At 59.4% G+C, this 25,383-nt stretch carries 20 protein-coding genes, 1 tRNA gene and 2 pseudogenes; 3 read left to right on the top strand and 20 right to left on the bottom strand.

Annotation, left to right across the window (positions count from 1 at the left end):
- Nucleotides 1–307: 307 nt before the first annotated feature.
- The 5 genes from HUK73_RS09260 to HUK73_RS09240 form a co-directional block, all read right to left on the bottom strand.
- On the bottom strand, nucleotides 308–1,171 hold the full coding sequence (locus tag HUK73_RS09260; protein ID WP_176591640.1) for a DUF3037 domain-containing protein: 864 nt from the start codon (nucleotides 1,169–1,171) through the stop codon (nucleotides 308–310).
- Nucleotides 1,168–1,950 carry a HipA family kinase gene (locus HUK73_RS09255; protein ID WP_176591639.1) on the bottom strand — a complete coding sequence of 261 codons (783 nt, stop codon included), beginning with the start codon at nucleotides 1,948–1,950 and terminating at the stop codon, nucleotides 1,168–1,170. Before HUK73_RS09255 ends, HUK73_RS09260 begins: the two co-directional genes overlap by 4 nt.
- A gap of 362 nt (nucleotides 1,951–2,312) precedes the next feature.
- A complete protein-coding gene (locus HUK73_RS09250; RefSeq protein WP_176591638.1) occupies nucleotides 2,313–3,527 on the bottom strand; it encodes a GIY-YIG nuclease family protein in 1,215 nt (404 codons plus the stop codon).
- On the bottom strand, nucleotides 3,514–5,577 hold the full coding sequence (locus HUK73_RS09245; protein ID WP_176591637.1) for a DEAD/DEAH box helicase: 2,064 nt from the start codon (nucleotides 5,575–5,577) through the stop codon (nucleotides 3,514–3,516). The genes HUK73_RS09250 and HUK73_RS09245 overlap by 14 nt, the downstream gene beginning before the upstream one ends.
- Nucleotides 5,574–6,392, bottom strand: a complete 819-nt coding sequence (locus HUK73_RS09240) for a hypothetical protein (protein WP_176591636.1) — start codon at nucleotides 6,390–6,392, stop codon at nucleotides 5,574–5,576. Before HUK73_RS09240 ends, HUK73_RS09245 begins: the two co-directional genes overlap by 4 nt.
- Before the next feature lie 246 nt (nucleotides 6,393–6,638).
- Between HUK73_RS09240 and HUK73_RS09235 the strand changes: the two genes are divergently transcribed.
- Nucleotides 6,639–7,910: an IS110 family transposase gene (locus tag HUK73_RS09235; RefSeq protein ID WP_176591635.1), complete on the top strand. Its 1,272-nt coding sequence runs from the start codon at nucleotides 6,639–6,641 to the stop codon at nucleotides 7,908–7,910.
- Nucleotides 7,911–7,966: 56 nt separating this feature from the next.
- Here HUK73_RS09235 and HUK73_RS27135 read toward each other — a convergent pair whose 3' ends face one another.
- From HUK73_RS27135 to HUK73_RS09195, 10 genes and pseudogenes are all read right to left on the bottom strand, one after another.
- Nucleotides 7,967–8,308, bottom strand: a complete 342-nt coding sequence (locus HUK73_RS27135) for a type IIL restriction-modification enzyme MmeI (RefSeq protein ID WP_369805464.1) — start codon at nucleotides 8,306–8,308, stop codon at nucleotides 7,967–7,969.
- A pseudogene (locus HUK73_RS27130) lies at nucleotides 8,306–10,273 on the bottom strand (DNA methyltransferase); the annotation flags it as partial. The pseudogene HUK73_RS27130 and the gene HUK73_RS27135, both read right to left, overlap by 3 nt.
- Nucleotides 10,274–10,341: 68 nt before the next feature.
- Nucleotides 10,342–10,767, bottom strand: a pseudogene (locus HUK73_RS27125) (type IIL restriction-modification enzyme MmeI); the annotation flags it as partial.
- A 145-nt stretch (nucleotides 10,768–10,912) separates the two neighbouring features.
- Entirely contained in the window at nucleotides 10,913–13,672 is a 2,760-nt protein-coding gene (gene mobF, locus HUK73_RS09225; protein WP_176591634.1) for a MobF family relaxase, read from the bottom strand.
- On the bottom strand, nucleotides 13,672–15,507 hold the full coding sequence (locus HUK73_RS09220) for a type IV secretion system DNA-binding domain-containing protein (RefSeq protein ID WP_176591633.1): 1,836 nt from the start codon (nucleotides 15,505–15,507) through the stop codon (nucleotides 13,672–13,674). Before HUK73_RS09220 ends, mobF begins: the two co-directional genes overlap by 1 nt.
- Nucleotides 15,504–15,875, bottom strand: a complete 372-nt coding sequence (locus HUK73_RS09215) for a hypothetical protein (RefSeq protein WP_176591632.1) — start codon at nucleotides 15,873–15,875, stop codon at nucleotides 15,504–15,506. Before HUK73_RS09215 ends, HUK73_RS09220 begins: the two co-directional genes overlap by 4 nt.
- Before the next feature lie 207 nt (nucleotides 15,876–16,082).
- Nucleotides 16,083–16,637 carry a hypothetical protein gene (locus HUK73_RS09210; RefSeq protein WP_176591631.1) on the bottom strand — a complete coding sequence of 185 codons (555 nt, stop codon included), beginning with the start codon at nucleotides 16,635–16,637 and terminating at the stop codon, nucleotides 16,083–16,085.
- Between the two features lie 111 nt (nucleotides 16,638–16,748).
- Nucleotides 16,749–16,922, bottom strand: a complete 174-nt coding sequence (locus HUK73_RS09205) for a helix-turn-helix domain-containing protein (protein WP_176591630.1) — start codon at nucleotides 16,920–16,922, stop codon at nucleotides 16,749–16,751.
- Nucleotides 16,923–17,405: 483 nt separating this feature from the next.
- Nucleotides 17,406–17,711 carry a type II toxin-antitoxin system RelE/ParE family toxin gene (locus tag HUK73_RS09200; RefSeq protein ID WP_176591629.1) on the bottom strand — a complete coding sequence of 102 codons (306 nt, stop codon included), beginning with the start codon at nucleotides 17,709–17,711 and terminating at the stop codon, nucleotides 17,406–17,408.
- Nucleotides 17,712–18,020 carry a type II toxin-antitoxin system ParD family antitoxin gene (locus tag HUK73_RS09195; RefSeq protein ID WP_255326233.1) on the bottom strand — a complete coding sequence of 103 codons (309 nt, stop codon included), beginning with the start codon at nucleotides 18,018–18,020 and terminating at the stop codon, nucleotides 17,712–17,714.
- Between the two features lie 282 nt (nucleotides 18,021–18,302).
- Here HUK73_RS09195 and HUK73_RS09190 point away from each other — a divergent pair, with 282 nt between their 5' ends.
- A complete protein-coding gene (locus HUK73_RS09190; RefSeq protein WP_176591545.1) occupies nucleotides 18,303–19,856 on the top strand; it encodes an ISL3 family transposase in 1,554 nt (517 codons plus the stop codon).
- A 324-nt stretch (nucleotides 19,857–20,180) separates the two neighbouring features.
- On the opposite strand, the gene HUK73_RS09185 is transcribed toward HUK73_RS09190, so the two are convergent.
- From HUK73_RS09185 to HUK73_RS09165, 5 genes are all read right to left on the bottom strand, one after another.
- Nucleotides 20,181–20,882: a hypothetical protein gene (locus HUK73_RS09185; protein WP_176591628.1), complete on the bottom strand. Its 702-nt coding sequence runs from the start codon at nucleotides 20,880–20,882 to the stop codon at nucleotides 20,181–20,183.
- Between the two features lie 587 nt (nucleotides 20,883–21,469).
- Nucleotides 21,470–21,670: a hypothetical protein gene (locus HUK73_RS09180; protein WP_176591627.1), complete on the bottom strand. Its 201-nt coding sequence runs from the start codon at nucleotides 21,668–21,670 to the stop codon at nucleotides 21,470–21,472.
- A 544-nt stretch (nucleotides 21,671–22,214) separates the two neighbouring features.
- The gene (locus HUK73_RS09175) at nucleotides 22,215–23,096 is read right to left on the bottom strand and encodes a hypothetical protein (RefSeq protein ID WP_176591626.1); all 882 of its coding nucleotides are present in this window, start codon (nucleotides 23,094–23,096) and stop codon (nucleotides 22,215–22,217) included.
- 7 nt (nucleotides 23,097–23,103) lie between these two features.
- The gene (locus tag HUK73_RS09170) at nucleotides 23,104–24,312 is read right to left on the bottom strand and encodes an integrase arm-type DNA-binding domain-containing protein (RefSeq protein ID WP_176591625.1); all 1,209 of its coding nucleotides are present in this window, start codon (nucleotides 24,310–24,312) and stop codon (nucleotides 23,104–23,106) included.
- A gap of 165 nt (nucleotides 24,313–24,477) precedes the next feature.
- Nucleotides 24,478–24,551 (bottom strand) — tRNA-Cys (locus tag HUK73_RS09165).
- 199 nt (nucleotides 24,552–24,750) lie between these two features.
- On the opposite strand from HUK73_RS09165, the gene HUK73_RS09160 reads away from it, so the two are divergent.
- Complete coding sequence (locus HUK73_RS09160; protein ID WP_176591624.1) at nucleotides 24,751–25,383, top strand: protein-L-isoaspartate O-methyltransferase; 633 nt, start codon at nucleotides 24,751–24,753, stop codon at nucleotides 25,381–25,383.

Genomic DNA, 25,383 nt, shown 5'->3' with positions numbered 1-25,383 from the left:
GCAAAGAAGGCAAAGTGGACGACTTTTACGCCGCCCGCAGCAGCACTTCGCCGCCGCCACCGTGGTCTAATTTTGCACCGCCGTTCTCAGCCGCTCAACTTGAAATCGACCAATGTTCGTTTGCCCGAAGGGTTAGGCGAACGAATTGACAAGCTAGTCGGGCGTCAGCGGCGCGCGGCTTTCATCCGGGACGTGCTGGAACGCGAAGTCGAGCGGTTGGAAAGCGACAAAGGCACGGCAGGATAGAATGGCTATCGTTTACCATAATTGGTGAACGTCAGAGGCAGGGTGAGGTGCCGAAGGTGCCTTAGCCTGCTGCGATATGATGACGGTAATCGTCCTCGATCATGTCAACCAGACGATCAAGATCGCCTTCCTCGTAGACCTCTGGCTGACCAGGAGCATTTCGTAGGATTTCGATTGCGTTGAGATAGGCAGGCATCAGCGTCTGATCTGAGGGCTGTCCAGCGATAAAATATGCCTTGAAATCTTCCCTGGACCCGATGTGAGCCGCAGATAGGTGCCCCATCCAACGACGGGCCTTATCCTTGATGTTTTCTGCGTCCGCCAGATCAAACGACAGGGGTTCGTAGGCATGAACTTTGCCATTTTTCCATGAATGCTTAAATTCGATTATATCAACCGATCCGATAATGGCCTTCGGTTCAAATTCGATTGGCACATGGCGATCATGCAGCGCCTGCCTTACAGGCCGCCATACATCATCATCTGTGCGGCGGCTTTCATGGCGCTTGTCATAGTTGCCGACCATCCGATGCGATATGCGCTGGAAGGTGGCATCAAGGTCGGAAGCTATACCGGTCCCTGCTTCTGCCCACTGCAGAGCGCTTCCATCATGTGGCAGAATGCGATGGGCAACCGACAGGACGCTCTTAAAGTCGGAAAATAAATCTTCCTTCTCCGCCTCTTTCGCTACTCCTGACGCGCGACGACGAAGCGAATGGACAGCAGCCTGAAAGGCATCCCGATCCAGATCGGGAAACATGCCGCGTATCCGACCGATCCTGTCTTTGAAATCGTATTTCACTACCGGCCCAGCGCTAGGCGTCGCCGGTGCAAAAAATACGATGCCGATGTTCACAAACTCACCGGTCACGACGTCATGAACGTAGCGCAAAATGCTATAGCTGTAGGCTCTTCTACTGCTCATTTCAGCACCCGTTCGAACTCGTCCATGCAACCATCAATGTTATCCCGCACGTCCCGAATTTTCTGGAGAACATCGTTTATAAAAGCGTCATCCCTCCAGTGGGCCGGAATTGCGGCGCCATAGGCGGTTATATCAGCATCTTGCAACCCTGCCCATGCACTGCGGATGGCCGCGCGGTCTATTGGCCGTGCCCGAAGCTCATTTCGAAAGATATGGTTTCCTGGCTGTGCGATCGAGGAAAGGCCCTCCGGCATCCATGGCTTTTTGGCGAACAGCAGCGGAGGAGGCCAAGCAAGCTCGTGGTCAAAAATTCTGAGATCATCGCCACTTACAAGGCAGTTCGAGTTTCCTTCTCTGCGATCGACGTTGTCCACAAAGGCATCGAACGCGAAAATGCTAGCAGCAGTCTGTGCCATCTTTTCTGTCACCTTATGACCCATGGTCCAGGTTGGCCACTGCGGCCATACAAGCTTAGAACCGAAGGCCAATGTGTCTCCAGTTGTGATCTTGCTCGCATATTCGAATGGCAAGGTGGCTTTCCATTCTGGAGAAATAGTCAGAATGAAGGGTTCTGGGACTGGTAACCCCAAAGAGCCAGCAAGACAGGCTGCGATCACCTCGATCGCGAGCGCGTTGGTCTTTCGCTCACAGGCGGACGCAAGCTTTCCAACCACCTCAATAGTTTCGCCGTCGGGCGTCTCCCCAACGATGATGGCCGGTTCCGTCTTGCCGCTACCAATCTTGGCAACATATTGGACTGCCTCAAGTTGACGCAGCATCAAACCCCCTCTCTACAACGCCCTCAATCCTATAGCTTGGCCCGAATCAAGTCATACCATTGAACCGAATAGATTTTCTTAAAGGAAGCGGCCAGTGCAATTATCTGGCGTGTGACGCGTATGCAGGCGACGGCTTCGTCCCAGACCCAGTCTTTCAGACCCATCGGCAGGAACTTCGCTGGCGGTAGCTTCTGGGATCGACACTCTGGCCGCGCACTGACCGGGGCTTTGGCGCGAAGGCGTCAAGGCGGCCGTTGTCTTACTCTTCAATGAAAAAGACCTCGCCCAAGCGCTCTCCGTCTATCAAGATCACCCGTTCTGCAACCGCTTAATGCGATTGACAACATCCCCCGGCATTGAAGTCATGGACGTTCCCCCGGTTTTTCTTTTTGCCGCACCAGTCGCGCCGCTGCTGGATCATAGACGTAGCCGGTGATCGTGCCATCCTTGATCCGCTCCACGGCGTTATCCACGACGAAACGCGGGACAAGGAACCATTCGCGCGGCACAACCGGATTACCGAAACGGTCCTTGATCTCAATATCCAGTTGTGCGGGCGCGAAGATGCGATGGATGAGGTTTTCGAGCTTCACGCGGTTGATGTTGTAAAGGGTATAGGTGGCGACGATCTCTACGTCGGCCATCAAAAAGGTCGGGTCCAGCTTGGCATTGGCGATACGCTTGGCGACATCGCCGCCGGTGACGCCGATTTTGTGCAGCACCTCGCGGTTGGCGGCGACAATGGGATTGTCCGATTTGCTGCGCAGTACGTAAATGGTGCCGCTGGCGAGGTCGTCGGCCTCGTTTTCGCTGGCGAACAGTGGCCCGGCACTCGGCTCGGACACGCGGCGGCTGGCGTCGTCTTTATAGAGCGCGCGTTGTAGGGAGCGGAGCAACAGGTTGCTCTCGGTGCCATTGGAATAGATGACGCGAAGCCGGGCATCGCTTTCGCCGTTGGGCGCTTTGATAAGTTCGCCCACTTCGGCGACATAGGCGGTCTGGCCGCCAAGGATGAAAAACTCGCCTTCTCGGATGTCGGTTTTTAGGAAACCGGCATCCTTGCGGATGGGCTGGGTGATGCGTGCGCCGCTGTCGATGTCGGCCTGCAAGGCGCTGAACAAAGGTTTGAAGCGGTCGAAATCCTCGCACGGCTCGCGGTTGGCGATTTCCTCGGCGGCGCGTTTTTCGGCAGCGGTGCGCACATGACGAAGCTCGGTAATGCTGACGTCGCCCGCCGCGCCGGTCAGTTCGGCCAGCAATTCGTCCTCGCCGATTTCGTCATCCGGTGCGGCGGTGGCGGCGGTCCCGGCCAACAGCCCCTGCCGGTCCAGCGGGGTCAGTAAAGCGCGACATTCCTCCAAGGCGCGCAGACGATTCAGCCGCGCTGCGTAAAGGCGCTCGAAGATGTCGTTGCCCTCGCCGTGGCGAGGGACGTGGCCGTGTTCGTCCACGAAACGCTGCACTTCCTCGAACCCGGCAATGATCCGCTCATCGCGCGGCGCGCGCCCGCCCTTCTTTTGCGGCTGGGCGAAGTCGGCGAGTTCGTCGCGCAATTCATCAAGGTTAAGGTCGGTCATAGCGGCCCTCATCCTTATAGCGCACGAAGGCCGCCGCACCTTCGGCCATGCGCTTTTCCCAAGCATCAGTTGATGAAATGGACGGGAGCCGCCCGCGCTCTTTCTTGAAACGGACGGCGCGCTGGGCAAGGTCTTTCGCCTCCTCGGGCGAAAGGCTGGTGCGCTTGGCGGCAATGGCGGCGGCGACCTGTTTCAGGCTCTCCTCGCTCATGGTCTTGGCGAGAATGGCGTAGGCCTCCTGAAACGGGTTGATCCGGTCGATCAGGTCGATGTCGAGTTCCCGCACGTCCATTGCGAATTTGCGCACGCCGTCGATCAGGGCGGTATTGGCGCTCGGCTCACCGCCTGCGTCGCCGGCGGCGATGCGTGCGGCCTGCTGGGTGAGATTCAGAGCGGCGATGGCGTGCTGGCGCACGGCCTCTTGGTCCTGCTCGTCCAGTTCGGGATATTTGTCCTTGATGATCTTGCCCATGCGAAGCTGCGTCAGTTCCTCGGGCACCAGTTCCTCATCGAACAGGCCACGTTCCATCGTGGGCTTGTGCTGAACGAAGGTGGCGATCACCTCGTTCAAATCCTCGCGGCAGATGCGGTTGGCCTCGGTGGATTTCGGCTCGGCAAGGCCCTTGATCTCGATCTGGAAAATGCCGCGTTCTTCGTGGAAGCCGACATTGCACTTATCCGGCTGGTAGCCGCCCTCGCCATAGTCGAAACCGGGCGTGGCGCTGCTGGTGGCCGGGTTCTTCGGCTTGAACTCGAAGCGCGGGGCCAATACCTGCTCCATAAGAAGGCTGGCGGCGATGGCTTTCAGCGTATCGTTCACCGCTTCCGTCACCGCGCTTTCGGAAGCGTCAGGCTCGGCGATCAGGTTGGTGAAGCGGGCATGAGTCTTGCCCGGCGCGTCGCGGGTGGCGCGACCGATGATCTGAACGATCTCGGTCAGGCTGGCGCGATAGCCAACGGTCAGCGCGTGTTCGCACCAAATCCAGTCGAAACCCTCCTTCGCCATGCCCAGGGCGATGATGATGTCCACATTGTCGCGATTGTTCTTCTGGGCCGGGTCTTTGAGGGCGGCGAGGACACGGGCGCGCTTGTTGGCATCGTCGTCCACCAAATCCGCGATGCGCAGGGTCCGGCCCGCTGATGTTTTCACCAGTTGGAAGCCGGTGGCGTCGTCCACGCCTTCCCATGTGCCAAGGGCATCAAGGATGTGGTTCACTTCCTTGATCTTGTCCTTGGTGCTTTCGCGGGAATTGACGCTGGGGATGTGGATGATGGTTTTCTCGTCCTGATCCAGCACGGCGAGGATGTCGTCGGCATAGGCCCCGGAATAGAAGAAATAGCCGATGTCCAGCCGTTTCAGCCACTCATAGCCGTTCAACTGCTCATAATAGGTGTAGGTGACGCTATCGAACTTCGCCTCGTCGCCGGGGGAAAGCACGGCCTCGGCGTCGCCCCGGAAATAGCTGCCGGTCATGGCGACGATATGCACCTTGTCGCGGGCGATGAACTCGGCAAGGTGCAGGCCCAGCTTATTGCCGGGGTTGGCGGAAACATGGTGGAACTCGTCCACTGCGATCAGGCGGTCATCGAAGGCTGCGACGCCGAATTTCTCCACCGCGAAGCGGAAGGTGGCGTGAGTGCAGACCAACACCTTGTCGGCGCTTTCGAGGAAGGCGCCGACGCTGTTGACCTTGCCACCATCCTCGCCGGGGGCGTTGCAGAGGTTCCATTTGGGGGTGACGGTCCAATCCGCCCAGAAGCCGTATTTGCTCAACGGCTCATCGGCGAAGCTCGCGCCGATGCTCTTTTCCGGCACGACGATGATGGCCTGCCGCAAGCCTTGGTTCGCCAGCTTGTCGAGCGCGATGAACATAAGCGCCCGGCTTTTCCCCGAAGCGGGCGGGGACTTGATAAGCAGATACGGCTCGCCACGCTTATCGTAGGCGCGTTCCTGCATGGCGCGCATCCCAAGGGTGTTGGCCTTGGTGGATGCGCCGTTGCGGGCATAGGAAACCGAGACGGAAGGGACGGATTTCCTGTCGATTGTCATTGTCTTTCCCCCGCGACACTAGCCAGCGCCGCCTTCAAAACCTGAAAGCAAACCTTGGCCGTATGTTGGTCCGGCGTAAAGCCGGAGGCCATTTGTTCGTATGGATGGATGTAGTTGCGGAACTCGCGCAAACCGTGGCTGAATTTCTTTACATCGGGTTTGAGCAAGTCAATCTCGGTGGCTGCGTCGATGAATTGGGCGAGATTCCATTCGTGAAACCGCCGCACGGTTCCATCCGCAGCCTTAGGGCTGGCCGTCGCCCGATTGAAGCGGGCCGGTTCCTTCTGTGCGGCTCCAAGCAAGACAGCTTCAAGCACGCTTCCGCATAGCAGAATGGTCGATAGATACGCGCCAGCCCCCATAGCTGTCCGAGCCTCGGCCAAGCGGCTCTCGATGATCGGGATTGCTAGGGCCTCGACGGGGAGTTTCTGGATATTTGGAATCGTGAACTCACTGTGCAGAAAGTCATCTACGGTCTGAGCCGTGGTGGCCGGAGTCGGCACGGGCTTGCCTTCAAGCCGGGCGACAATGGCCCGTGCCTTGCCGAGAACAACGGTGTCGGTTTGCTGGCCGTTGAGCGTGCACACCGTCTCGTAGGCGTCCAGCAATTCGGACAAGACCTTACTCACAACGGCGTCCAGCTCTTGTTCCCAAAAGGAACGGAGCTTCTTGGCTTTCGAGCTGCCGTAGCTTTGGTATTTCGCGCCGTGAATCTGGATACGGTAGCGGTTGAAAAACTCAGCAAAGGTCTGGTCGGTGTAGTCCAGAACATAGCCGCTCGCCATTCCAAGCAAGTTTTCAAAGTAGTTCGGCACCAGCCTTTGGCTGACCCCCTTAACTGAAACTGGTCGGGCTGCGCTCCGCGCGATATTATGTCGACGTCGTCAGCACGGAGGTTGCTTTTTGCTATGGTGCTGGAGAGCCCGTAAAGTAGTTTGGACCCGGGGCGCCTCGATCACCCCCATTGGCGCCAGGGAGCAGCCATGTTCCTGGAGCGCGTTCCTTAGAGTTCTTTTCGGTGAGGTCCCCACGCTGGCGGCACTGGTGAGAGGAGAGTCTCGATGGAGATCATGCACGAACGTGTCGCTGGTCTGGATGTACACAAAGCGATGATCGTGGGCTGTGTACGCCTGGCGTCGGAGGGCAAGACAAGCCGGGAATGCCAGTCCTTCGAGACCACGACGGCGGGCCTGTCGTCCTTGCTGGCGTGGCTGACGGACTCAGGCTGTAGCCATGTCGCGATGGAGGCGACCGGGGTCTACTGGAAGCCGGTGTGGAATATCCTGAGCGAGGGCCCCTTCGATCTGATCCTGGCCAATGCCGCGCACATCAAGAATGTTCCGGGCCGCAAGACCGACGTCAATGACGCGACCTGGATTGCCGATCTGGTCGCCTGTGGCCTGATCCGGGCGAGCTTCGTTCCCGACCAGGCGACGCAGGAGCTGCGTTCGCTGATGCGCATGCGCAAGCAGCTGATCCAGGAGCAGACCCGCCACACCCAGCGGATCCAGAAGACGTTGGAAGAGGCCAATATCAAACTGGATTCGGTAATCAGCGACATCATGGGCGTGTCGGGCCGCCGGATGATCGAAGCGATGATCGCCGGGATCCGCAATCCGGCCAGGCTGGCGGCCCTGGCCGATGGACGGGTCAAGGCCACTCCCAAACATCTGTATGATGCGCTGCATGGGCGGCTGACCGATCATCACTGTTTCATGCTCAGGCTCTACCTCGAGCAGTATGACGCGCTGGACAAGGCGATCATCGAGATCGATCGGGCAGTTGATGCCGCAATCGCTGCCATGGACCAGCAGGTGGCGCCCGGGCGAGCCACCTTTCGATCCCTGATCCATCTTCTCAACACGATGCCGGGCATCAGCACCCTGTCGGCCACCAGCATCCTGGCGGAAACCGGCACCGACATGAGCCGCTTTGCCACCGCCGGGCATTTTGTCGCCTGGGCCGGGCTGTGTCCGGGGCAGAATGAGAGCGCCGGCAAGCGCAAATCCTCGCACCTGCGCAAGGGCGGGCGCTGGCTCAAGACCGTGCTGGTCCAATGCGCCTGGTCTGCCGTGAAAAAGAAAGACAGCTATTACAAGGCGCAGTTCAACCGCTTGCGCAGCCGGCGGGGACCCAAGAAAGCGATCTGTGCGGTCGCCGCCGCCATGCTCACCGCGATCTGGCACATGCTCACAAACGGCGTCGTACATCAGGATCTTGGCATCGACCACTTCGACCGTCGCTCCGCCGAATGCAAAGCCAGGCGTCTGGTCGCCCAGCTCACCAAGCTTGGCTTCCAGGTCGAGCTTCAACCAATCGCAGAGGCCCCATGATCCACAGACAATCGGTTTTGTTTCTCCTTAGCGTTTTTCAAGGTCGGTCAGGCTACTCATGCGCCCCCAGCCTTGCGCGCCTTGGGCGCTCCTGCTCTCGCGCTCATTTTGGTGTAGAGGTCGAATAGCTTTTCCAGCCGTTCGGTGTCGTTCTTGAATCGCCGCCCGATATAGATGCGTTCCAGCACCTCGTCGTTGCGCTCATGGGCGTCGCGTAGGTCGGCGGGCATCTTCTGCGGGTCGTAGAGATCGGCGATGGTGGCCGGGAAATGGACCTCGCGGGTCAACAGAATGTCCTCGGCGCAGCGGGTTAGGTCGGCCTTGTTCTTTTCCGTGAGCGTCGGGACCGGAAAGGTGTTCCAACCGAGAGTGTTGGAATAGCGAAAATCGGTTTTCATCTTGCCGCATACGGTGGCAATCCAAACGAGGTGAAGGCGTGATGCGATGATTGCCATGTTCCAAAGCTGAGCATCATAGATACCGAAATTCAGATCGGTAATGATGTCGCCTGGCGGCAAAATACCAACAGGAAGATACTCTCTCGACTCCGAAGAGATGCGCGGAATCGTGATTATTCGCTCGTCGCCCCGCTGTCGTTTTTCATCGAAGCGATGCGGGTGGTTTGCTCCGTCGCGCGTAGCGGCTTTTGGACTAGCAAGGCGCATACGCTGAACGGATTCGATACGAACCCGTAACGCTTCGATTGCCATCGCATCGTTCCGCTCCTCGTCACCAATCCACAGGCAAAACCTTTGAAGCCCCCGGATAAATTCGATCGATCCAAAAATTCTTCTGACAAACCGATGGCGTTCGCTTTCCGTTAATCTAAGCTGATGAAGCTCAAAAACTTCTAGAAGAAGATGACCCCCGTCTACGGGACTACTGCCCCTGTCCATTGATGCTATAGACGATAGCGGAGTTGGAGATTTTGCGATTTCAACATTTGGACCAGGCACCAAGTATCCGTTTATATTCTCGGTAACCTTGACGACGGAGCCTCCATCATCCGCAACCGAGAACAATAGCCGTTCTTTGCCCACGCGGTTTGAGATGCCCACAATGACGACCGTCACACCGGCATTGTGGCTGGCAAGGTTCGCCCACTTGAATGATGTGTGGGCAAAGGCGACTTCATGGCCGGTCTGGAAAATTAGCGGCCACAGGATCGGCACCTGCTGGCCTTGGCAGACGGAATTGGTGGAAACGAAGGCCGCCGCCGCATTGGTCTGCGTGCCATAGTCAGCTGCCTTCATAAACCAACCAGCAACGTAATCGAGCGATTTCCAGCTTTTCGTGCGATGTGCAAAAATCGCCTCTAACTCGGCCTTCTGCTCTCTGTCTTGCCAAGTGGAACCGAGATAGGGTGGATTCCCGCAAATATAGGTCTCGCCGCCCTCGTTGGCGAAATCCACCTGTGTCTGGTCCAGTGGTGCGCCAAACAGGTCATCGGCGTAAATCTTACCGCCGCCGCGCCCGGTCGGCGGGCAGATGCTCAACCAATCTAGCCGCAGGTAATCCAGTTTTCGGCATTGAGCGGAAGGAACTCGGCCAGCGCAAGTTGCTGCCCACGATACAGCACGTCGCACTGATATTCCGCGATAATTAGCGCAAGCCGCGCTACCTCGGCGGGGAACGGACGCAGTTCGATGCCCCGGAAATTGGTCGGCTCGATGTCCGATTTCCGCTCGGCCTCGCCGCGTCGCCGGTTAATCTCGGCCTCAATCTCGCGCATTTCCTTGTAGGCGATCACAAGGAAATTGCCGCTACCGCAGGCCGGATCGAACACCCGGATTTTCGCCATGCGGTTGCGCAGGTTCAGCAGTTTACGCGGATTGTCGTCGGCCTCGGCCAGGTGCACCCGCAAGTCATCCAGAAACAGCGGATTCAGCACTTTCAGAATGTTGGGACGGCTGGTGTAGTGCATCCCTAGAGCGCCGCGCTCCTCATCGTCGGCGACGGCTTGGATCATCGAGCCGAAAATATCCGGGTTGATCTGGGTCCATTTCAGGCTGCCGATATGGATAAGGTAGCTGCGGGCAATGCGGCTGAATCGCGGCACCTCCAAGCTGCCAGAAAACAGCCCGCCGTTCACATAGGGAAAAACATCGGCCCAGGAACGGATGCCTGCCGCCCGGCGATAGCGGTCATCAAGTTGGCCTTCATGCTTGGTCGGCACATTCATCGCCCTGAAAATCTCGCCGATCACCTCATGGGTATTGGCGGAATCCTTGGCGCTCATCCGGTCCACGGCGGCGGTAAACAGCCCCTCACCGTGGAAGATGTCGGTATCCTCAGCGAAGAAACAGAAAATCAGCCGGGCCATGAAGTGATTCATCTCGGCCCGGCGCTCCGCCTTGCCCCAATCGGGGTTGTCTTTCAGCAATTCGACATAGAGCCGGTTGAGCCGGGCGGTGGCGCGGATGTCAAAGGCGCTGTCGCGCACTTGCTTGACGGTGCTGATGCCCGCCAAGGGCAGGAAGAAACCGAAATGGTTCGGGAAGTCGGCATATTGACAGGCGACGGTTTCCCCCGACGCCAAATCCTCCGCCTCGAAGGTGTCGCCATCGGTAGCGAGGATGAATTGGGCCTTGGCCTTGGTGGTAGCCGGGCTGGCTTTCAGTGCGGCGAAGGCAGCAGAAACCTCGCTGGGCGCGGCGACGGCGATATGGATATTACTGCGTTGCAGGACCGCACCGGGAAGATCGGAAGCGTTCGTAGAACCTTTGGCTGCCCGCAGGCGCTTAATTGTCGTTTCCTTGTTGCCGAAGGCTTCAAGGAACTGAAACGGAAATTCCGCCGCATCGAACGGTCGTTCCGCCAGCGCGGAGACAGCTTCTTCAATTTCAACGGCGTTCATTACGCGGCCATAGTCCTGTTTTCTTTGGTGCGGGTGTGCGGCGCGTGGCGGATGCCTGCCGCGTTTTCCCCCGAACGGGGAAACTAGAGGGGCGGACTACGGATGTCATCCCCAACCGCGCGGGGTGGCGGCATATTTCCCGGCTTCACCCCATTCCGGCCCCCGCTGCCTTGTCGGCTGCTGGCGCGGCCATGACGGCCTGCGCGATGGCGGTTTGCACCTGTCCGGCGCGTTCGTTGATGGCGGATACCAGCTTGCCGCGATCATTGGTGAAGATGGTGGCCGATTCTTTCGCGCGGGAAATGCCGACATAAAAGGATTTCTGATCGACAAGGTTGGTCGCGCGGCTGTCGGCATGGATCATCACATGATCGGCGGTGCGGCCTTGGGCGGCGAAGGCTGTATCCACATAGGCATGGGCAATATGCTGGTCGCGGGAGGAATCGAGATTGAGAGTTTCCGTCCTGCCTTGCGCGGTCTGGATGGTGGCGATGCGGGTCTGCTCGTCCACGGCGATTACCTCGCCGCGTCCGCCGTTGATCCGGCCAGCTTCGCGGTCGTTGCGGGTGAACTGGATGCTATCGCCGGTTTTCAGGTCCAACGTCTGCGGCGTGAACGTCTGCACCTTGCCCGCACCCCATTGCCGCAAGCGCCAATCCACCTCGTGCCCATCCTCGGATTTGAGGGTGATGGCGGCTTTGGCCGGGTCGATGCTCTCTACCCTGTAGGCTTCGCCGCGCGTCACGCCCTTGTCGGCATAGTCGCAGGCGAACCGGACAACATCGCCCTTGTCGTAGCTCGTGGGATCACGGGCCTCGGTACGGGTCAGCCCTTTGTTGGCGAGACTCTGTATGGTGACGGCGGGGCCGTTGAGTGCGCCCGATTTGGAAAGCGCGGCGCGAATGTCGGCGGTAAGCGCGTCGCGACCTTCGCGCGACGGCTCGATGACAAGGGTGCGAGCGCGGCTGGCCTTGTCTAGCGCCGCATACCGTTCAGCGATGGCAGCGAAGCGTTCGGCGCGGTCGGCATTCTCGACGATCTGGCCGCCGCCATTATCCAGCGCGGCCAGCGCCTTCCTGGCATCGCCCTCGATGGACGCCAGCACGGCCTCCTTGGTTGCATCGTTGGTCTGCCGCACAATCTCGCCCAGCTTCGCGGTTTCCATGCCTGCACCCTGCAACTGGGCGAAGGCCGCGCCCGCCTCGACTGAACCAAGCTGCTTCACGTCGCCGACAAGGATAACGCGGGCATCATGCTTGTCGGCCAGGTCGAACAGCCGGGCGGTATCGCGGGCGGATAATAAAGAAGCCTCGTCCACGATCCACGCGGCGGGCTGGCCCGGTTGGGGCCGCTCCGGCGACAACAGATGCCGTGCGACGGTATCGCCGCGCGTGCCCAGTGCCTCGCCCAACACCATCGCCGCCGATGCGGTGGGAGCCAATGCCGTTACCGCCATTCCGCGCGCCTCGGCCTCGCGGGCAAAGGTCGCCAAGACGGTCGTGGTCTTGGCGGTGCCTGCATAGCCCTGCAAGGCGGTGATCCGACTGCGGCTGGTCAATAGCTGCTCGGTGGCGGCGCGCTGATGCGCATTCCAACCGAAACCTGCCCGTTCCGCCTGTGCCGATGCGGTAGCGATGGCCTTGGCGGCAGCAAGTTCTGACGCGATGGGCGCGAACACGCCGCGCCCTTCCACCTCGATCCGCAGCATTTTGGATTCGGTTTCGACATTCTGGCGGGTGGTGAACCCCGCAAATTCCGCGCCGCGCCGATCCTGAAAGGTCCGGTCGATCAACTCGCCCTGTTTCGCCGCCGCCTCTATGGCGGTCCCAATCTGCGCGTAACCGATCTTGCCCAGCCCGATCCGTCCGGCTTCTTCCTGCAAGGCGGCGGCGGAAAAGACCGATTGCCGTTCGCCCAGCCTATCGGCGGCATGGGCAACGGCACGATCCGCCATGGTCGCTTCGCGATCCATATCGGCGCGACGGGAAGGATCGGCGGCCTTGCCCTCGGCCTGTTCAATCATCGCCAGACGTGCCTCTGGCCCAAACCCGGCCTTGCTCGCCGTCTCGCGCCAGTCCGCAACAAGGGAGGCATGATCGGTCGCGACCTTGGCTTGCCGGGTGTCGAGCGTGGCGACCTGTTTCTCAACGGCGCTGGCCGTGTCGCGGGACGTGCCGCGTTCCGCCAATGCCGCCTCGATCTCGGCGCTGCGGGTGCTGAACGCGGTCATCACCTCGGTGGGCACGCCCTTGATCTCGAACAGCGAGTCCTTGCCCGTCTCGATCTCATAGCCCAGTTCGCGCGCCTTCAAGGCCAATTCCTGCCGGTAGATCGCGCCGATCTGCTTTTGAAGCTGGTAGATGGCGCGCGGCTCAAGGCTGCGCCAAGCGCCATCCTCGTCCCGCGTCGCGTTCATGATGACATTGTGCGTGTGAAGCTGCGGGTCTTGGGCGCGGCTGGTGCCGTGCTGAAAGCTGGCGATCATGAGATTGCCGGTAGCCTCGCGAGTGACGGTGCCGCCGTCCCGGACGCGGGTGGCGGCCATATGTTTCTCGACATGGGCCATCGCGGTTCTGACTGCTTCGCCATGCGCGGCGATCAACCGTCGGTCGCCTGCCACCTCGGCCATGATGGAAATTGACTTGGGCGCGCTCAAAGTCACGTCCCAACCGGGGCGATGCTCAAGCTGGCCGTCGCGAAAGGTGCCCAACTGCTGATCGGCGATTCTGCCATCCAGCAAGGCGCGGAACTGATCGCGGTCTACCTCGCCGGACAGGCCCAGCACCTCCGCGCCCGCGCCCTGCCATTCGGAAGGCGCAAGGCCGTCCTCTGAATAATAGTCATCAGCCTCATAATAGCTGCTGGCCTGCGCCGAACTGGTCAGCGCGGATACGGAGGCCACCATCACACCGGCCCTTCGCTGGGGGGTGATGGCGGGGTCGGTGACGGCGCGGGCGCGACGGCTCCGTTCTGCTTCCAAAGCGTGGTGTCGGGATCGCCCGCAATGAATCCAGGTTGGCGGGGCTCGCCGCGCCGCGCGACATGATCGGCGGTGAGCCTGATCCGCGCCACCGGCAAGCCATCCGGGAATAGTAGGAAGCCCTCGAACTTGGGCAGGCGCAATTCGCTTTCCAGCACGGCGGGCCGCATCTTGCGCATCCGCCCCAAGGTAGTGTGGGCCTCATCGTCACCTTCGGCCAGCGCGTCGGTCATGGTCTGGATTTCGACCTCGCACTCGCCGATGGTCTGGCTGGCCCATTGCCGGGTTTCGCTGTCGATGGTTTGCAGGAACAGCTTGGTATTGCAGCAGCCCAGCATGGATTCGGCGATCTGCGGCCCGTAGCGATGCCGCATCTGGCCCAGCGCCTGAAAGGTCAGCACCACAGCGGCCCCGAACTTGCGCCCTTCGGGCAGGAGCCGCGCCAGATTATCGACGCGGGGTAGGTCGGCCAGCTCGTCCAGCACGAACCAGATGCGCCGGTCGGGCGAGGGGGGCAGCCCCAGCACGGCGCTGGCCGCGCATTCCAGCCAACAGGCGAGTAAAGGCTTCGACGCCTCGAAATAATCCTCCTTGCGGGGGACGAAAATCCACGGGCGCGCCCCGGTGCGCTTATCCAACCCGTGAATGAAGTCCCGGAAGGCAAAAGGATCGCCGCCGCTGCCGTCCGCGCGGAGGAACTGGATCAGGTTCGCGGCCTTGGCGAGCATGAACAACACGCTGCCCGTTGCCCGGTCGGCATCCTCGGCGAAGGTCCGCGCCGACGAACTGCCCGCCAGCCAGATTTTGAGGTCGTCTTTCGTCCGGTCCTGAAGCGCGTCCAACAGGTCCGGCAAGGTGCCTTTGCCTTCCCGCCACAAGGCGCGGATCATATTGGCGACAAGGATGCGGCTGGTTTCCAGCCACACGTCGCGGTCACTCTGGCCCGTCTCGGTGATAAGCTGGTGCGCGATGCGGTCGGCGTCGGCGGGATGGGCGATCTCGGCGAAGGGCGACCAGAAGGCGCATCGGGCGTCGAACGGGTTCAGGATCACGTCGCCGCGTTCGGGACGGTAGTAATGCGCGATGAACTCGCCGCTGGTGTCGTAAACCAAGGCAGCTTCGCCGCGTGCCTCGATCCCGTCGAGCAACTGACGCAGCGCCGTGGTCTTACCTGAGCCGGTCGTGCCAATCATCGACAAGTGCCGGGTTTCCAGCCGCGACGGGATCGGTACTGTGCCGATGGCGAGCGCGCGGGAATCTGCTTCGGCGCCGGTCATCTTGGCAAGCTGCTTCTCGGTTGTGACCAAGGTTCCGGCGATGACGCGATCCCGCAAGGCGCGTTCATGCCGCCGCCGGACGGCTCCGCGAAACAGAAACAGGCAGGACAACCAAGCGGCGAAGCCGAGTTCGCCCCCGCGCTTGGCATCAGCATAGGCCATCTCAACCGACTGCCGGTAATAGGGATGGGCGGCCACGGCACGAGCGGACCGGCCGGAATAGGTCTGGCCGCCGATGCGGACGCTGACTTCGGCATCGGCGAACGTGCCCGAAGCGAGCCACAGCTTCGCCTTCGCCACGGACCAGGCGGAAAGGGCCTCCATCCTGTTCTGATCCAGCGTCGCATAAGGCGCGGCGACTGCACCCAGGACAACTGATGACAGCATGATACCGGCTTGCCGCTTGAAGCGGGACCACTGGTTGCCACGATATTGTCGCCGCAAGGCGTCTGCGTGGATGCGGCGATCATGGGGTTGTATCATGGCCGCTTCTCCTGGGAGAGTCTGCGCTGGCGATCATAGGCGGCGTTGATCTCGGCGGTGATGACCTCATCGCTCTTGCGCGCGCCGGTCGCCGCGCTGCGGGCATAGCAATAGGCGGCGCAGGCGGTGAACAGCGCCCGGTCCAGCATCCGCTCGACATCGACCATACGGGTACTGACCGATGCCAGTTCGGCAACCATTCCAGCATTGCCAGTGTCGCGGGCTGGCGGGCTTATCTGTGTCGCGATACCGGCTTTGACGCTGCGCTGGAGCATTGCATAGGCGCTGATGCCTTGCCGTTCGGCCAGCGTCCGAAGGGTCTTGTCGAGCGCCACGGGAAGGCGGAGGGTGTGACGGACCAGCTTCATTGCCTGCCTCCACCGCGACAGCGATCCGCTGTCTCGGAATGTGGCGGAAATCCACGCTTTGATGGCCGACGAGAAACGGTGCTGTCGGATCGCTGTCCCGAAAAATGGCGGAAAAGCTGGATGCACCCGTGCGTGAGGTGTGTATCTGAATTGCTGGCTCGATGCGTAGCATCGCAGCCCCACAACATTGCCTCGTGGGCGTCCGGCTCAGGCATGGTCCGGCCCTTTCCGGCTATCGGACGGGTGCACCGGTTCCGGCTCTCCGAACTGCTCCGTCACCCATCGGGCGATGACCGCGCGGGCCGCCCGGTCAGCCTTGCGCCGGTCGATCTCCCGGCGGGGGCGCGGCTGGTCGTAAAGGCCATGCTCGATGATCCAGTCACGAATGGCCCGCTCGACCGCTTCCTGCATCCGCCTGTCGAGCCGGTCAGCTTCGACGGGATCGAGATGCGCGGTCACGCCGGGGGATTCGATCAGGCCACCAAGCGGCAAATAGCTCGTGCCCGCGTTCTGCAACGGGCCATCGATACGCACGGTCGAAACCTCGCCCCGGTGAATATGGAGCGGCGGACGCTCGTTCAAATGCCAATGCGCGATGGAGCAGCGATAGGTCTCGCCGTCCTCGCTATCGGCAAGCAGCTTCTTGATGAGCGGCAAGGCGACGCAGCCGGTGCGATAGTCGGCGGTGAAGCGCAGAGTGACCTTGCGGCTTTTCCAGATGAAATCGGCAAGCCGATCCAAGGTGCGTTCGAAAATGGGCATGGGATATCCTTTCGTGAAATCACGATGGCGGGTGCTCATTGGGGTTGAGGGGAAGCGAAGGCGCGAAGCGGCCCGCCCACCAGTCAGGCTAGGCCGTAGCCCGCCTGTAAATCAGGCGACGGATCGTGATTGTGCCAAGCGCCTGATAGAATCAGTCGTCAGCAAGGTTCGCCTGCCGATCTTGATGGCGTCGAGGCCACCAGATTTGATCAGGACGTAAACCGATGACCGCCCGACGCCGAGCGCCTTGCAGGTGTCATTGATGGAAATGGCCAGAGGTTCCATGTGCGTCTCCGTGTTTGCCGATTCGTGGCGAGAGACGGTTCAGTTTGCACACGTTCGCCTATGCGTCGTCCAGCAATGGGAAAGCCGTAGGAAACTGCCGATGACGCGCGGATACGAAAATAGGTGGCGTCGACCGAAAATCTTTATGCCGTAGCCAAAAATCGGACGTGCTGCTGATTCCAGCCAACCTGACTCAGTAGACCAGATAATGACGGGCAATGGGGTATCAGATAGACTGCTTTCGGGTGCGCAGACTTGGGAAGAAGACGATTCCCGGTGACGGTTTCTCGACTGCCTTGCGCCATTTTTTGCCGTTCCGAGGCCAAAGTCGCGATCTTGGAACCGGTCATTCCCGATTTGCAAAAACGTTCCGCACTATCGACCGCTGATCCGGTTCGGGGCAGGCAGCTGCCCAGAAGCAGGTGACCAAAAGGTGGCCGTTCGAGGCCGAATGATCGCTGCTATTGAGGAATTATGCAATCTTCAGTGGCCTTCGAGATGATTTTCGACGTCCACCCGACCATTTAATACGTTCACGATTTCCAAACGATCACCGCAATAGCGGAAGAAGATCACATATCCCTGATGTGAAAGAGATCGAATGTCAGGCCGCAGCTCAGGTCGATGGGTTCCGAGCGTTCCGGGCAGGTTTGCAACATGCTCGCATCTGGCCATGAGCTTCTCGATAAAGGCTTGAGCAATCGGGAGGTCGCCGGCTTCAAGTGCAATGTGACGGAGGATTCCGGCCAGATCGTTCCTGGCCGATTCTAGATAAATGAGCCGACGCACTTAGTTGCCACCACGAATCAGTTCTTCTGACACTGCGGCGAGGTGCCGCCTCACGTCGTCAGCATCATGTTCGCCACCTTGGGCAATCGAGGCATTCAGTGTTTCGCGCAGGGCGACAAGCTTGGCCTCACGCTCTTCGACAAGCCGAAGGCCCTCGCGCACGACCTCACTGGCCGACCCGTAGCGCCCGGACTTGACAACGGCATCAACAAAACCTTCCCAGCGCTCGCCCACAGAAACATTCATAGGAACCTCCATTTGATCTGCCGCATAATAGCAAAATAACAATAAATGCGCAATCTTTGACATTTGAAGGGGCCGCATTCTCCAGGCCCTTAATTTCGAAGATCGAAACACAATGCCCGCTGTTACGTTGCAGGGGTTGCACGGGGGAACGGCAAAAGCTGCCCGTGCGAAACCGACCAGAAATTGCCTTTTAGAAGCGGTTAAGGCTCATCCAACAGCGGACATTCCGCTTGCCGATCCTACATGGCGAACATATTGTCAACCGGCGCGCAAAGTTGGCTCTGACTCATATTTGATGCAATTGGCAGGTAGGGTTTGGTTGATTTTCCAAGGAGGATCAGCAGCATGCCTCGTCGATTGCGTAATGGAGCGTTGGTGCCAGCGGGCCTGGTGGTAGAACAGGTCGACAATGCTGGAGCGGTGATGGAAATCGCGGTTCGTTCAGCAAAGCCATATTCTCGGTGCCCAAGCTGCGACGTTAAGGCGGCGGCGGTGCATAGCCATTATTCCCGGCGGTTGGGTGACCTTCCGCTGGCCGGCCGATCCGTTCGTCTGGTTCTCAATGCGCGGAGATTCCGCTGTCGGACAGCAAACTGTGCCAGACGTATTTTCGCCGAGCGCTTCGACACCGAGGTTGTGGAACCTTGGGCGCGCCGAACCAGTAGGCTCGGTTTGCTGGTCTTTCATCTCGGCTTGGCACTTGGCGGTCGGCCCGGCGCTCGTTTTGCCAATCGGCTGATGGCGCCCGTCAGCAAGGATACGCTGCTGCGGTCGATCCGTCGCCGTGGCCGTCCTGAACATGCTGCACCCACGGTGGTCGGCATTGATGATTGGGCATGGCGGCGCAATCAGCGTTACGGCACAATTATCTGCGATCTCGAACGGCGTAGGCCGATCCGTTTGCTCCCCGATCGCGAGCCTGCCACCGCACGCGGCTGGCTCGTGGGACAACAGCAGATTGAGGTCGTCGCCCGGGACCGCGGAGGTGGATATGCGTTAGCCGCCGCCCAGGCCCTTCCCCACGCCCAGCAAGTGGCTGATCGTTGGCATCTGATGGAAAATGCCAGCCACGCCTTTCTCGATGCGGTTCGCTGCTCGATGCGCGAAATCCGTACGGCGATCGGCACGACCATCGTTAATCCGGACCTGCTCACGGCGGCGGAACGCTTGCAATATGAGGGCTATCTTCGCCGACAGGAAAACAACGAAATCATTTTGAAGCAGGCAAAATCTGGGCTCGGTATCAAGGAGATCGTTCGCCGGACCGGGCGCAGCCGAGGTTATGTGCGGGCTGTGTTGCGTGGTCAGCGGACCGATATCTTCCGTACTCGGGAAAACTCCCTTGAAGCCTGGTTGCCTTGGCTCGATGCGGAATGGGCTGGTGGCCAGCGCAACGCTGCACAGCTTTGGCGGCAGATGCGACAGCAGGGCTTCGGGGGCTCGCTTCGGGTAGTGACCGAATGGGCAACGCGGAAGCGGCGGGCGGAAAAAGCGGAGGGATTGCACCGGGTTCCGTCAGCTCGAACCATCGCGCGGCTGATGATGGTAGAGCGCGAAGCTCTTTCGAGAGCTGAAACGATCACCGTCGCGGCGATCGAGGAATCCGTCCCCGAACTCGTCGAGGCACGCGACATCACCGACGCCTTCCATGTCATGCTGCGGAAGAAAGCGGCCTCCTCTCTCGATGCCTGGCTCGAAAGAGCGCGTCAAAGCCTGGTGAACTCCTTCGCCCGCGGCATGACCAAGGACATCGACGCCGTTCGGGCCGCGATCGCCTCGAACTGGTCAAACGGGCAGACCGAAGGCCAGATCACCAAGCTCAAGCTCGTCAAGCGGCAGATGTACGGCCGAGCCAAGCTTGACCTCCTGGAGGCCAGACTGATCGCGGCTGCGACATGATCTCCGTCATCAAAATTGCGTCAGAGCCAATTTTGCACGCCGCTCCACAAACATATCGTGCATGGCATGTGGCGTGGCCTTTTATTGCTTATTATCGGCTTGGTATTTTGGGCATGGTATTTATTCCATGACTACCATCAGGCCATGAGCCTATTGATCTTGCTAACGCTATTCGAAGTCGTTCGACGTGCCATCCGCTGGTTTTTCAAGCGACGAAGGCGGAATAGGCAATCTTTCTGAAAGCGACCAGTTTTTGCCTTTCATCGGCAACTTTCCGATGAGCGAAACCTGATGCTTGTTCACGTTCCGTAGCAGGTCGTTGCCCTATGGCCTTTCGCCATACTGCTCGTTTCCGATGAAGCCGAAGGGGTATCCCGACGCCGCTGCGCCATTTATGAGGCACCAAAATGTTCCGTCGTTTAACTTGCCTGACGAAACGGCGTCGCCTTCGAAGGTGCCCATCCCATGCATGGTTTTAATTGTGCCAGTTGCATCAGGGCCGCACATCGCTTCGAGTTCACGAACGAAAGCCACCTCATCAGAATGTTTGGGGTCATAAGTTGGCAACCGGGAGAGTAGCCCTCTCTTCTCTAACCAAGCCTTTGCGTCAGCCTTGTCTTTTTCATTCGACAAGCGCTGGTACACCGCCTGGTAGCCCCGCTCTACCGACAATGGAAACACTACATAGTAGCGTGAAACCAGCGAAGCACGGGCTACGCACCTTAGCTGTTCTTCCGAAGCGGATACATCTCCCACTTCGATCACATCCTCTTGAAGAGTGTCATCAAGCTTTGAACGGACGTTCTTCATGCCGCACGCGGCGACCTGCGCTGCCGCGACTTCCGGTTTGACCAACTCAACAGGAATATCGAGCGGATTGGCTGGGATGGCACCGGCCATAGCAGCAGCCATAAGTTTGATCGAAATACCAAGCATGAAGAAGGGTGTTACATTCTCATCGAATGTCCGCAAGTCGCTCGATCCATTCCGAAACCCGACCGTCTTGAATCCACCCATCTTGGGCATGGCAGAGGATCATTCCGATCGGCTCATGTCGCAACCAGCCCGTCAGCTCCCTTCGGAAATCTGTCGAGCGGCTTACCCACCAGTAACCGGAACAGCGGCTTGTCGCCGGCGCAATCCGATTCGTGGACAAGGGACGGCGATGCTGGGTGGATTCGGGACTGACCGCTCACGGGGAGGCGTAGCGCGATAACGGTCATTTCACGGTGACAGAAAACCGCATAAATCTGGGGAATTTCAGATTATCGTGAGCTGCTAAATGGGGCCAATTGATGACTGAGCAACGCACTCTTGTCCTCGTTCGCTGGTTCCCATGATGGAAAAGGCATGGGTTGTCGAAAGAGCATGCTTATTCAGCCGATCATCCGTGTCGTACGTCTTTAAATCAAAAGTGCAGTAGGTTCGGTTATCGAACCATCCCATCTTGCGGCACTGCTGATTGCTCATTTCCTTCTTCTCAGGTGTCGGATTGACCCTGATACACATGCCTCCATTGAGACATTCGCATCGCTCTGCCAGCACCGCGAAGTCGTGTGCCGACGGCTTTGAACATGATGCGAGGATAAGCCCAATGGCGACGACGCTGCTTCTCATCTAGTTTGAATAGCCGCCCACGTTTCTACGGTGTCCTTTTCTTTGTCCGTCGCATCGGGAAACCGGTCAAGAACCCTCTTTACAGCTGCTCGGTCGACATTCTCGTACCCGCCCTTCCTCGCGTTATAGATGGCATAAATTTCATTCATGGCCTCGCGACCGAACGCCGCCATCGAAATCTCTTCGTAATGTGTCATGTCGTCCTCTACTGCCGCTTTAGGTCTCTACGTTTCGAGTGGTGGCGATAAAAGCGAGAGGCCCTGCCGCAAGTCCGGATAATAAGGTGATAGATGCTCCAAGCATCATCACGAAAGCTGCACCCGACTCAGGCTGTGCCATAACCGCGAAATACCCGCCTATCATGAACAGAGCCGCGAACAGGATTACGCCCACCAAGGTCGCTGTTCCACGGTTTAGTCGCATGAATTTATATGTCAGCCATATAAGGACGAAGCAGGAAATTCCGCCCAACAGCAGGCATGAGAGAATTGCGATCCAAATCTGCGTGTTAGGGCTCATTCATGCGCTTCTGAGCGAACCCATATTGCACGATAGCAATGTCAGCTACGGGCATTCATCGGGTCGAGGGCAGACGGCAATTTCTGGTCGTCTGCGGCGCGGCGGGTTCCTCTGCAAGGGTAGGGGCAGCTTTCCTGAGTCGCTTGCCGCAGACCGGTCATTCTGGTGTCGGCCATCAGCGGGAATTGCGAGTCAGGTTCGCTGGAATCAGCAAGGTGTCGGTTAACGGCCCTTGGGAAGCGCGATTTTCTCCAGATGCGCGCAAATTTTTTCCGCATAGGGAGCCAGAAGGTCGCTGCGTGGCACGTCCCCGGTTTCGTCAGCATGTTCCTCAAACCATTCCGATAGCCATTTCTTGATTGCCCTGATCGCCGCTGTCCGGTTGCTCATGTCCAGCGCGCTAAGTCGAGCGTCGCCGATCAGAGATATAAGAGCGTCACTATAGGCATATTTCGCGTTCCGGCCTGGACCACCGGCCCGCTTGGGCTTGATGCCGAGTTCCTTGATAACCTCGTCGGGGTCTTTTTCGATCTTGATAGCCCCGGAAATCCGGTTCCCGCCCGGTGCGAGGCAAAGCGCCCGGACGGCGGCAAATTCCGATAAAAGCAGGACTCGCAAATTCCCGAAGAAATAACGGCGCTCCAGATAAATCGGGGTGCCCCTCCAGTTGCGGTAGTAGGCCCTTGGTGCGCTTTCGCGCTGGAGATAGGCAAAGAGCTTTTCAAGCGCTTCCCGCGTCTCGTCGCTGGCGTTTGCGTAGATTGCCTCTCGCGGCTTTCGCAGCCTGCCGGTCCCGTATTGGAAACGACGCCAGAGCCACGCCATGAACAGCGGAATGAGGCAAGCTGCGATGGCTATGTTCAAAAGGGTATCGGCAACCGCTTTGGATGCCAGCGCTACGAAAATGGAGAGTATCAGGCATAATGCGGGAATGATGAGAATGACCGGAACGGACCAAGTATAGACGGATGATTGCCGCCCTATGTGATCTTCCACCGCTTGGATGACGCTATCCAGTTCATCGCGCGCCTGATCTTCATTTTCATTCAGGATGCGCAAGGCGATTCTCCGAAGTGAACGGTCATCGTCATTGCGATCCATCATCTATCCCTCATCGGCGGATTGGTGCGTTGCCGCTATCGCGCAACTGGTCCAGATAATCGCTCCACCATTGCGCCATTTCAATACGTTCGCCCCAATATGCGGACTGGTTGTAAATACGTCGCACGCTGCCCGCGACCATATGGGCGAGTGCCCGCTCGATGGCGTCGGGATTCCATTTGCCCGATTCGTTCAGGAGCGAGGACGCGGACGTGCGGAAGCCGTGCGCGGTCATCTGGTCCTTCGAATAACCCATGCGCCGCAATGCCGCGTTGATCGTGTTATCGCTGATCGGCCTCGCGCGCGTCCGTATCGATGGAAAGGCGTAGCGCCCGGAGCCGGACAGGGAACGCATCTCCGAAAGGATCGCCAACGCTTGCCGGGACAAGGGCACCGAATGGGGCTGGCGCATCTTCATCTTCTCTTCGGGAATGATCCAGACCGCTTTGTCGAAGTTGACCTCCTTCCATTCCAACTGTCGGATTTCACCGGGGCGCTGGAACACATGCGGCGTGAGTTTCAGGGCATATATGACGGCGGGGTCGCCCTGATAATCCTCTATTGCCCGGAGCAATGCGCCGAACGTGGCTGGATCGGTGATAGCCGGGAAGTGTTTGACCTTTGCTGTGGTCAGCGCACCTATTAGCAGTTGAGCCGGGTCGCGCTCGGCCCGTGCCGTTGCTACCGCATAGCGAAACACGCGACTGGCGAAGGATCGCAAGAGATTCGCCGTCTCCAGCCGACCCCGTCGTTCATGTTTCCTCAGTTCATGCAGCAGTTCCTGCGGCGTGATCTCCGTTATGGGACGCTTGCCGAAATCGGTGCCAAGCAGCTTCACGAACCAGCGCATCTTTTCCAGCGTCGGTTCCGCCAGCCCCTCCCGCGTTTTCTTCTCGATCAGTTCCTCGGCCACGCTGCGGAAGGTGTTGTTGGCGCGGATGCTTGCCTCGATCCGCGCTTGCCGTTTGGCACTGTTCGGATCAATTGAATGAGCAAGCTGTCTGCGGGCGGCATCGCGCGCCGCGCGCGCCTCGGCTAGCGTGATCTCCGGGTAAGACCCCAGTGCCAGTTTGCGCTCCACGCCATTCATTCGGTATTTGAGGCGCCACAGCTTGCTGCCCTTTGGGTTGACCAGTAGGTAAAGCCCCTGAGAATCTGTCACCTTGTAAGGCTTCGCTTTTGGCTTGGAGTTTCGGATTGCCGTATCGGTCAGCGCCATTGGGGGCCTCGATGCTGTGGGGGCCTCGCGAGGCCCCCAAGGTAGGCCCCCATCGTCTGCGGTCACAGGCAAATAGAGGCGGTCGCTGCCAACCAGCGATTACCTGTAAACTAGCGGAAATAAGGGGTTTTTTCAATTATCAGCGAGCGTTGGCTGACAGCAATCTGGAGGCCCGAGCCGGAATCGAACCGGCGTGCACGGATTTGCAGTCCGCTGCGTCACCACTCCGCCATCGGGCCTCGGCGTGGGTGGCCGCAAATGTGCGGCTTTTGATGCAAAGTCAAGCGGGGCTGTGATATTGTCTTCGAAGTTTCCGGCAAGATTCTGGACGCGAGGGGCGCAAAGCCGCTTGGCGTGGCCTGTTCGCTGATTTAGAGGTCCGATTATGTCTTTGCTGTATTGTCATCGCAATACAGTTGTGCCAATCGAGGAATTGTCGTGACCGAGCAGAATTTTTCATCGATGCGGACCGCCATGGTCGAAAGCCAGCTTCGCACCAGCGATGTGGACGATCAGCGCGTGATCGCGGCGATGGCGCATGTCGCGCGTGAGGATTTCGTGCCGGTTGAGCGCCGGGCGATGACCTATGTCGACCGCCCGATTCCGCTGGATAACGGTCGCTCGCTCAATCCGCCGCTGATCACCGGGCGCCTGCTGAAGGAAGCCCAGATCGCGCCGGGCGACAAGGTGCTGCTGGTCGGCGCCGCCACCGGCTACAGCGCCGCCTTGCTCGCGACGATGGGGACGAAGGTGACCGCGGTCGAGGAAGAAGGCGGGCCGGAGATTTCGGTTGCGGGCGTCACTGTCGTGCGCGGTCCGCTGAACGCCGGTGCGCCTGCCGGTGCGCCCTATGACGTGCTGTTCATCGAAGGCGCAGTGGAGGAAGTCCCCGCCGCGCTCGTCGGGCAGCTTGCCGATGGCGCGCGCGTGGTGACGGGAATTGTCGAGCGTGGCGTCACACGTTTGTGCAGCGGTCGTGTGGTGGCTGGCGCTTTGGGGCTTGCCAGCCTTGCCGATCTGGAAATGGTGGTGCTTCCGGGCTTTGCCGCTCCGGAGCGATTTGTGTTCTAG

The sequence above is a fragment of the Sphingobium sp. EM0848 genome (assembly GCF_013375555.1).
In the GTDB taxonomy this organism is placed as follows: Bacteria; Pseudomonadota; Alphaproteobacteria; order Sphingomonadales; family Sphingomonadaceae; genus Sphingobium.
Note: the sequence above shows the minus strand (reverse complement) of the source record. Positions and strands in the feature narration are given on the sequence as shown.

What these genes read in the sequence shown, in the direction of transcription:
- HUK73_RS09220 (WP_176591633.1), bottom strand. Translation starts at nt 15,507, where the DNA reads ATGATACAACCCCATGATCGCCGCATCCACGCAGACGCCTTGCGGCGA.
- HUK73_RS09205 (WP_176591630.1), bottom strand. Translation starts at nt 16,922, where the DNA reads ATGGAACCTCTGGCCATTTCCATCAATGACACCTGCAAGGCGCTCGGC.
- HUK73_RS09170 (WP_176591625.1), bottom strand. Translation starts at nt 24,312, where the DNA reads ATGGCGCTGACCGATACGGCAATCCGAAACTCCAAGCCAAAAGCGAAG.
- mobF (WP_176591634.1), bottom strand. Translation starts at nt 13,672, where the DNA reads ATGGTGGCCTCCGTATCCGCGCTGACCAGTTCGGCGCAGGCCAGCAGC.
- HUK73_RS09210 (WP_176591631.1), bottom strand. Translation starts at nt 16,637, where the DNA reads ATGCCCATTTTCGAACGCACCTTGGATCGGCTTGCCGATTTCATCTGG.
- HUK73_RS09255 (WP_176591639.1), bottom strand. Translation starts at nt 1,950, where the DNA reads ATGCTGCGTCAACTTGAGGCAGTCCAATATGTTGCCAAGATTGGTAGC.
- HUK73_RS09180 (WP_176591627.1), bottom strand. Translation starts at nt 21,670, where the DNA reads ATGACACATTACGAAGAGATTTCGATGGCGGCGTTCGGTCGCGAGGCC.
- HUK73_RS09175 (WP_176591626.1), bottom strand. Translation starts at nt 23,096, where the DNA reads ATGATGGATCGCAATGACGATGACCGTTCACTTCGGAGAATCGCCTTG.
- HUK73_RS09195 (WP_255326233.1), bottom strand. Translation starts at nt 18,020, where the DNA reads ATGTCAAAGATTGCGCATTTATTGTTATTTTGCTATTATGCGGCAGAT.
- HUK73_RS09250 (WP_176591638.1), bottom strand. Translation starts at nt 3,527, where the DNA reads ATGACCGACCTTAACCTTGATGAATTGCGCGACGAACTCGCCGACTTC.
- HUK73_RS09260 (WP_176591640.1), bottom strand. Translation starts at nt 1,171, where the DNA reads ATGAGCAGTAGAAGAGCCTACAGCTATAGCATTTTGCGCTACGTTCAT.
- HUK73_RS27135 (WP_369805464.1), bottom strand. Translation starts at nt 8,308, where the DNA reads ATGAAAACCGATTTTCGCTATTCCAACACTCTCGGTTGGAACACCTTT.
- HUK73_RS09245 (WP_176591637.1), bottom strand. Translation starts at nt 5,577, where the DNA reads ATGACAATCGACAGGAAATCCGTCCCTTCCGTCTCGGTTTCCTATGCC.
- HUK73_RS09190 (WP_176591545.1), top strand. Translation starts at nt 18,303, where the DNA reads ATGCCTCGTCGATTGCGTAATGGAGCGTTGGTGCCAGCGGGCCTGGTG.
- HUK73_RS09215 (WP_176591632.1), bottom strand. Translation starts at nt 15,875, where the DNA reads ATGAAGCTGGTCCGTCACACCCTCCGCCTTCCCGTGGCGCTCGACAAG.
- HUK73_RS09235 (WP_176591635.1), top strand. Translation starts at nt 6,639, where the DNA reads ATGGAGATCATGCACGAACGTGTCGCTGGTCTGGATGTACACAAAGCG.
- HUK73_RS09185 (WP_176591628.1), bottom strand. Translation starts at nt 20,882, where the DNA reads ATGCCCAAGATGGGTGGATTCAAGACGGTCGGGTTTCGGAATGGATCG.